This window comes from Phyllobacterium sp. (assembly GCF_037994425.1).
Lineage (GTDB): Bacteria > Pseudomonadota > Alphaproteobacteria > Rhizobiales > Rhizobiaceae > Phyllobacterium.
Genome location: NZ_JBBNAM010000147.1, coordinates 1 through 6210, shown reverse-complemented (window position 1 = coordinate 6210; position 6210 = coordinate 1). Strand labels below are relative to the sequence as shown.

Below are 6210 nucleotides of genomic sequence, written 5' to 3'. Positions count from 1 at the left end.
CGACATCTTCGGGTGTCGAAACAGTCTCCTGTGCAATATCGACGATGACGTCGCCCGCTTCGATCCGCTTGTTCGCGGCAATCGAATCTTTCTGGACTTCGGTGACGAGAACGCCCTGCACTTCCTTGGCTATGCCAAACGACTTGCGGCTGTCATCGTCGAGCGACCCCAGGGTCATGCCAAGCACGTCGACGCCGCGCAGAGCACCATTATCCTCGCCCTGGCCGGACTGATCGTCTTTCTTCGCCTGTTGATCCCCGTCCTCGAGCCTGCCGAGCTTGACCTTGACGGTCTGTTCCTTGCCCTTGCGGATCACAACGACATCGACTTCCTTGCCGACCGGACTTTCCGCGACTACGCGCGGCAAGTCTTTCACATTGTTGACATCCTTACCGTCGAAACGTGTGATGACGTCACCTGCAAGAATTGAACCATTTGCCACCGGTCCGCCATCGATGATCCCGGCCACCAGTGCGCCCTTGCTGGATGGCATGCCCAGGCTCTCGGCAATTTCCTCAGTCACCGGCTGGATGCGCACGCCGAGCCAGCCGCGCCGTGTCTCGCCGAACTCGCGCAGCTGCGCGATGACGCCAGAGGCGAGCTCCGCAGGAATGGCAAAGCCGATACCGATGGAACCGCCGGTTGGCGAAATGATCGCGGTATTGATGCCGACCACCTCGCCATACATGTCGAACAGCGGACCGCCGGAATTACCCCGGTTGATTGCAGCGTCCGTCTGGATGAAGTTGTCGTAGGGACCGGAATTGATGTCGCGATTGCGCGCCGACACGATCCCGACCGTAACCGTGCCACCGAGGCCGAACGGGTTGCCAATGGCCATCACCCAGTCACCGATCCGCGTCTTCGACGAATCGCCGAACTTCACGGCAACGAGCTTGTGCTTCTTTGGATCGACCTTGAGCACGGCAAGGTCAGTCTTCGTGTCCTTGCCGACGAGTTCGGCCTTGAGCTTCGAACCATCGTTGAAGTTGACTTCAATCTCGTCGGCGTCGGCAATCACATGGTTGTTGGTGACCACGATACCCTGCACCGCATCCACTACGAAACCTGAGCCGAGCGACTGGACTTGATGTGAAGGATTGCTTTCGCCGGGCTTCTGCTTGCCAAAATATTCATCGAAGAACTCCTGGAAGGGCGAACCTTCCGGAACCTTCGGCATGGGTATTGGACCTGACTCACCATCCTGACCCTTGACGGTCTGGGACGTTGAAATGTTGACCACGGCGTCGAGAAGCCCTGCGGCAAGATCAGCGACGGATGCGGGGCCTTGGGCGCGCGGCTGCAGGCTGTTTGGCACGGGCGCAGCTTGCGCCTGGGCGAATGCGTGATTGACCGACAAGGGAGAAACGCCCGCTGCGACCAATGCAATCAGCGCGACTGCTGCCGTGGTGGAGCGGAAGGCGGTGCGACCAGTGTTTAGAACCATGCGTTCGGTCCCCTATCGGTTAACGTGGAATAATACAACAGAACGGCGAGAGTAGACAAAAATATGGCCGCCGACACAAAGCTTTGATGAACTGCACCCTTGACGCGTCATCCGCGTGCGAGCCAGACGATTGCAACGCCGATCGCAACGGCGGCTACACCGGCGATACGCAGGAACCCGTCTGGCTGTTCGCTCACGTCACGCGCGACACGTTTGGCCACAACAGGGAAGCAGCCGTAGAGCACTCCCTCGAACACGAGGAAGAGCCCCACGGCATCCAGAAAATCAACCATTGTAACCTGCCCTTACTGCTGGGCAGGCGCTGGTGCGGCCGGCGCTGGCGGCGTGGCGCCGCTCACCGGAGGAAGATTTCCGTTGGAATCCTGGAAATACCGGAAGAACTCGGAATTCGGCGAAAGCACCATCGTCGTTCCCGTATTGTCGAGTGCGGTACCGTAGGCCGTCATAGAGCGGTAGAACGAGAAGAAATCCGGATCCTTGGAGAAGACTTCCGCAAAGATACGGCTGCGCTCGCCCTCGCCCTCACCCCGGGCGATTTCCGATTCCTTGCGGGCCTCGGCGATGATTTCCACCACTTGACGGTCGGCGATCGCCTTGATGCGCTGCGCGGCTTCACGACCGCGGGCGCGCAAGCGCTCCGCTTCGGCGAGACGTTCCGCCTTCATCCGGTCGAAGGTTTGCTGCGAGACTTCCTGCGTCAGATCGGTTCGGCGAATACGCACGTCGGTGATCTTCAGACCCAAGGATTCCGCATCGGGCCGCAACTGTTCGCGCACTTCGTGCATCATGCCGGCGCGCTCATCGGAAAGCGCAGCTTCGAACCCGCGCAAACCATAGACGCCGCGCAATGAGGCATCAAGGCGGGTACGCAACCGAGCTTCCGCCAGCGTGACGTCGCCCGAAACGGTCTGCCGGAACTTGCGCGGATCAGTGATCTGGTAAACGAGGAAGGCATCGACTTCGTAGAACTTACCGCCCGATACCTGCACGCGGATATTGTCGAGTTCAAAGCTCAGGAGACGATCCTCGATCATCTGAACGTTGTCGGCCTCAAGGAAGCCGAACGGCAGCTTGAAATAGATGCCGGGATCGGATTTCACGTCGACGATCTGGCCGAAACGAAGCACGATTGCCTGCTGGCCGGCGCGAACGACGAAAATCGATGAATAGACCAGCAATGCGACGAGCGCGATGAGTCCGACGATAATAGGGAGACGATTCTGGGTCATCACTTCGCTCCCTCAGCGGCCGGGCGCTGTTGCTGCTTGGTGAGTTCCTGGAGCGGCAGGTAAGGCACGACGCCCTGACCACTCTGATCGACGATCACTTTATTGGAGTCCTTCAGGACACGCTCCATTGTTTCGAGGAAAAGACGCTTGCGCGTAACTTCGGGGGCTTTGACATATTGATCGTAAACGGAGGTGAAACGCTGCGCCTCACCCTGCGCTTCCTGTACGATCCGGTTCTTGTAGGCCGCCGCATCTTCACGGATCTGGGCGCCTTCACCGCGTGCCTGACCGAGTTTCTGGTTGGAATACTGGTTCGATTCTTCGACGAAGCGGTCTTCGTCCTGCTCGGCGCGCTGCACTTCGTCAAAAGCGTCGGCGACTTCGCGCGGCGGCGCCGCATCTTCGATCGATACGGCATTGATCTGGACGCCGGCGCCGTAGTCGTCGAGCGTTTTCTGGATAATGCCGCGCACGTCATTTGCAATGCCCGCGCGGTTGTCGCGGAAGATATCCTGCGCCGGACTGCGACCGACGATTTCGCGCATGGCGCTTTCGGAGACCTGCTGCACGAGGTTTTCCGGATTTTCGACATGGAAGAGATAGGCGACCGGATCGGAGACGCGATAGAGCACCGAGAACTGCACGTCGACAATGTTCTGATCGCCCGATAGCATCAAGCCTTCCTTGGCACCACGTGCACCCTGGCCACCAATGTTCTTCTGCTTTTCGACGATCTCCACCTTTTCATAGGATTCAATTGGCCAGAAATGGAAATGCAGACCAGGTTCGGCAATATCCGCCTTGGGCTTGCCGAAGCGCAGCTCAACGGCACGCTCATCCGGCTGCACGGTGTAGATCGACTGGAAAAGCCAGAAGGCAACGAGGACGAGTGCTGCAACGCCCCAGAAAGCGGGACTGCCGCCCGAACCGCCGGGCAGAGCCTGACGTAAACGATCCTGACCGCGGCGGAGTATGTCTTCGAGGTCTGGTGGGTTGCCGCCACCGCCCCCTTGCGGCTTCTGGCCCCACGGGCCACCGCCGCCACTATTGTTACCGCCGCCACCCCATGGGCCGCCGCCGCCGTTTTGATTACTCCAGGGCATTCCTACCTCATATTTTGAAGGAAAAGCGCCAACCCCTTGGCTTCCTCCCACTGTCACGATGTCCCGTTTATAGGGATGGCGCTGCACGCTTTCAACGCGCGCGGCCGAATTTCGCGCGAATTTGGTAAAAAGCCGAACGATTATGGTCCGTTATCACGAAATTTTCAGATCGGGCGCAGTTTTGGCGACCGCTCAACGTCGCTCGTAGATGGCGAACCGTGTCGGATAATTGTCCTTCTCGCCGGCAGGGAAATCCTCGCTGGAAATCTCCACCCAGATCTTAGGGTCGATCGGCGGAAAATGCACGTCGCCCTCGATTTCCGCGAGCACCCAGGTGACATAGAGCCGGTCGACGCGATTCAGGGTCTGCCGAAAGATTTCACCGCCGCCGATGATGCAGATCTCGTCCACCTTGTCGGCGCTGGCGTGACTGCCCGCGACGACAAGCGCCTCATCCACCGATCGGACTGCGATGACACCATCGATAGAAAATGCGGGGTCGCGGGTCACGACGATATTGGTCCGGCCAGGTAAGGGCCGGCCAAGCGAATCCCAGGTCTTGCGTCCCATGATGATGGGTTTGCCCATCGTCGTCGCCTTGAAGCGCTTCAGATCCGATGAAAGGCGCCAAGGCAAGCCATTCTCACGACCGATGACGCCATTCTCGGCAATTGCAACCACAAAACTGATCATGCGCACATCGTCCGTTTCTAATGAGCGTCGTCAAAAGCGGCGAAAGCCTAAACGGCGATCGGCGCCTTTATGCTGGATTCGGCGACGTAATCTACGAGGTGGAAATCGTCATATTTGAAGGCAAAGAGGTCGGTCACCGCAGGATTGATGTGCATCCTGGGCAAGGGACCGGGCGTCCGCGTGAGTTGCAGCTTCGCCTGCTCGAAATGGTTCGAATAAAGGTGAGTATCGCCAAGAGTATGGACGAAATCGCCGGGCTTCAGCCCCGTTACCTGCGCTACCATCATCGCCAACAGCGCATAGGACGCAATATTGAAGGGCACGCCAAGGAAAATATCGGCCGAGCGCTGGTAAAGCTGGCAGGATAGTTTCCCCTCGGAAACGTAGAACTGGAACAGGCAATGACACGGCGGCAGCGCCATCTCGTCGACGAGGGCCGGATTCCACGCGGACACGATCAGGCGCCGCGAATGGGGATTTGTCTTGATGGCGTTAACGACATTGGCAATCTGATCGATGTGCCGTCCATCAGGCGCAGGCCATGAGCGCCATTGATAGCCGTAGACCGGCCCCAGATCACCGTTCTCATCCGCCCACTCGTCCCAGATGGTGACGCCATTCTCGTTGAGATAGGCGATGTTGGTATCGCCCTGGAGGAACCACAGAAGCTCATGGATGATGGATTTGAGGTGGAGCTTTTTCGTCGTCAGCAGCGGAAAACCCGCGGCGAGATCAAATCGCATCTGATAGCCGAACAAAGAGCGTGTGCCGGTGCCGGTCCGGTCGCCGCGATCGACGCCTGTGTCGAGCACATGCTGGAGAAGGTCAAGATAAACGCGCATGCTTCCTTCTTAGCAGATTCGACCGGCGAAAAACCATCGCTTTCGCCAATCCACAGCATCGCGATAAATTCAACCACCGAACATAAATCCCCGGCGGACAGCCAGGGATTCGTCGATGCAGAGACGCGTGGATCAGAGGCCGCCGAGCGCGCCGAGGGCTTTCGCCGTCAAATAGTAAAAGGTCACACGGCTCTTGGTGTTGTCGGCTTTCATCGCGGCGCAGACCGATTCGATCGCTGCGTCCGCCTTCGCCGTGTCGGTAATGCCGAGTTTCTTTTCGACCCAGTTGGTGCGTACGCGCTTCAATTCGTCGGGATCGGTGCAGGACACGAGCGACGAATCCCGGTTGCGCAGGGCAATTCCGAGATGCTTGACGATTTTCGCAACTGTTGCCTCGTCGGCAGCCGCATCGTAATGACGTACATCCTTCAAATAATCACTCATGGAAATTCCCTTGCTTTGCTAGGTGCAATGCCCGGCATTGCAACCTCCCTGAGACCTGAAGACACCTCGCGACTGGCCGACGCATGAGGCGATGACTCTGTAGACGAGTCGAAACATTCCCCACCATCGTTTTGAAGTCAATGCACTCTTTCAATTCAACAAAACAGGTCCTATATAAGTGGTGCCAGCTTCGGCTGGCTATGGTGATAAACGGACGATGCAATAAGCCCATTGGACCCGGGGGCAGTACCCGGCGCCTCCACCACAATGTAGCCGCCGAGCTGCCTTGTGGCGGGGGCGACACAGGATCGACAAGGGTGTAAAGATCGCTCTTTTGCCCGGCATTGTACCACCGTTATCGGGCTAACTCAGTAGTTGCAAACGACAACTATGCGGAAGCACGTCTCGCCGCTTAATGCGGTGCGATAGCT

The 6210-nt window shown here is 58.2% G+C and carries 7 protein-coding genes and 1 other RNA gene; 1 reads left to right on the top strand and 7 read right to left on the bottom strand.

The genetic code is table 11. The features are described 5' to 3' along the window. The 7 genes from AAAB35_RS10455 to AAAB35_RS10425 all read right to left on the bottom strand — a co-directional run. A partial coding sequence (locus AAAB35_RS10455) for a DegQ family serine endoprotease (RefSeq protein ID WP_340668217.1) occupies window positions 1-1447 on the bottom strand: 1447 nt, incomplete at its 3' end. A gap of 107 nt (window positions 1448-1554) precedes the next feature. Continuing rightward, window positions 1555-1740, bottom strand: a complete 186-nt coding sequence (locus tag AAAB35_RS10450; RefSeq protein ID WP_027231855.1) for a DUF2065 family protein — start codon at window positions 1738-1740, stop codon at window positions 1555-1557. A gap of 12 nt (window positions 1741-1752) precedes the next feature. Further along, entirely contained in the window at window positions 1753-2697 is a 945-nt protein-coding gene (locus tag AAAB35_RS10445; RefSeq protein ID WP_340668216.1) for a protease modulator HflC, read from the bottom strand. After that, entirely contained in the window at window positions 2697-3800 is a 1104-nt protein-coding gene (hflK, locus tag AAAB35_RS10440) for an FtsH protease activity modulator HflK (protein ID WP_340668215.1), read from the bottom strand. The genes AAAB35_RS10445 and hflK overlap by 1 nt, the downstream gene beginning before the upstream one ends. Before the next feature lie 192 nt (window positions 3801-3992). Continuing rightward, window positions 3993-4493, bottom strand: coding sequence for a dihydrofolate reductase (locus AAAB35_RS10435; protein ID WP_340668214.1), 501 nt, complete (start codon window positions 4491-4493; stop codon window positions 3993-3995). A gap of 47 nt (window positions 4494-4540) precedes the next feature. Next, entirely contained in the window at window positions 4541-5335 is a 795-nt protein-coding gene (locus AAAB35_RS10430) for a thymidylate synthase (RefSeq protein WP_340668213.1), read from the bottom strand. Between the two features lie 132 nt (window positions 5336-5467). Further along, complete coding sequence (locus tag AAAB35_RS10425; protein WP_340668212.1) at window positions 5468-5779, bottom strand: DUF2853 family protein; 312 nt, start codon at window positions 5777-5779, stop codon at window positions 5468-5470. A 144-nt stretch (window positions 5780-5923) separates the two neighbouring features. Between AAAB35_RS10425 and ssrA the strand changes: the two genes are divergently transcribed. After that, window positions 5924-6210, top strand: a transfer-messenger RNA (tmRNA) gene (gene ssrA / locus AAAB35_RS10420); the annotation flags it as partial.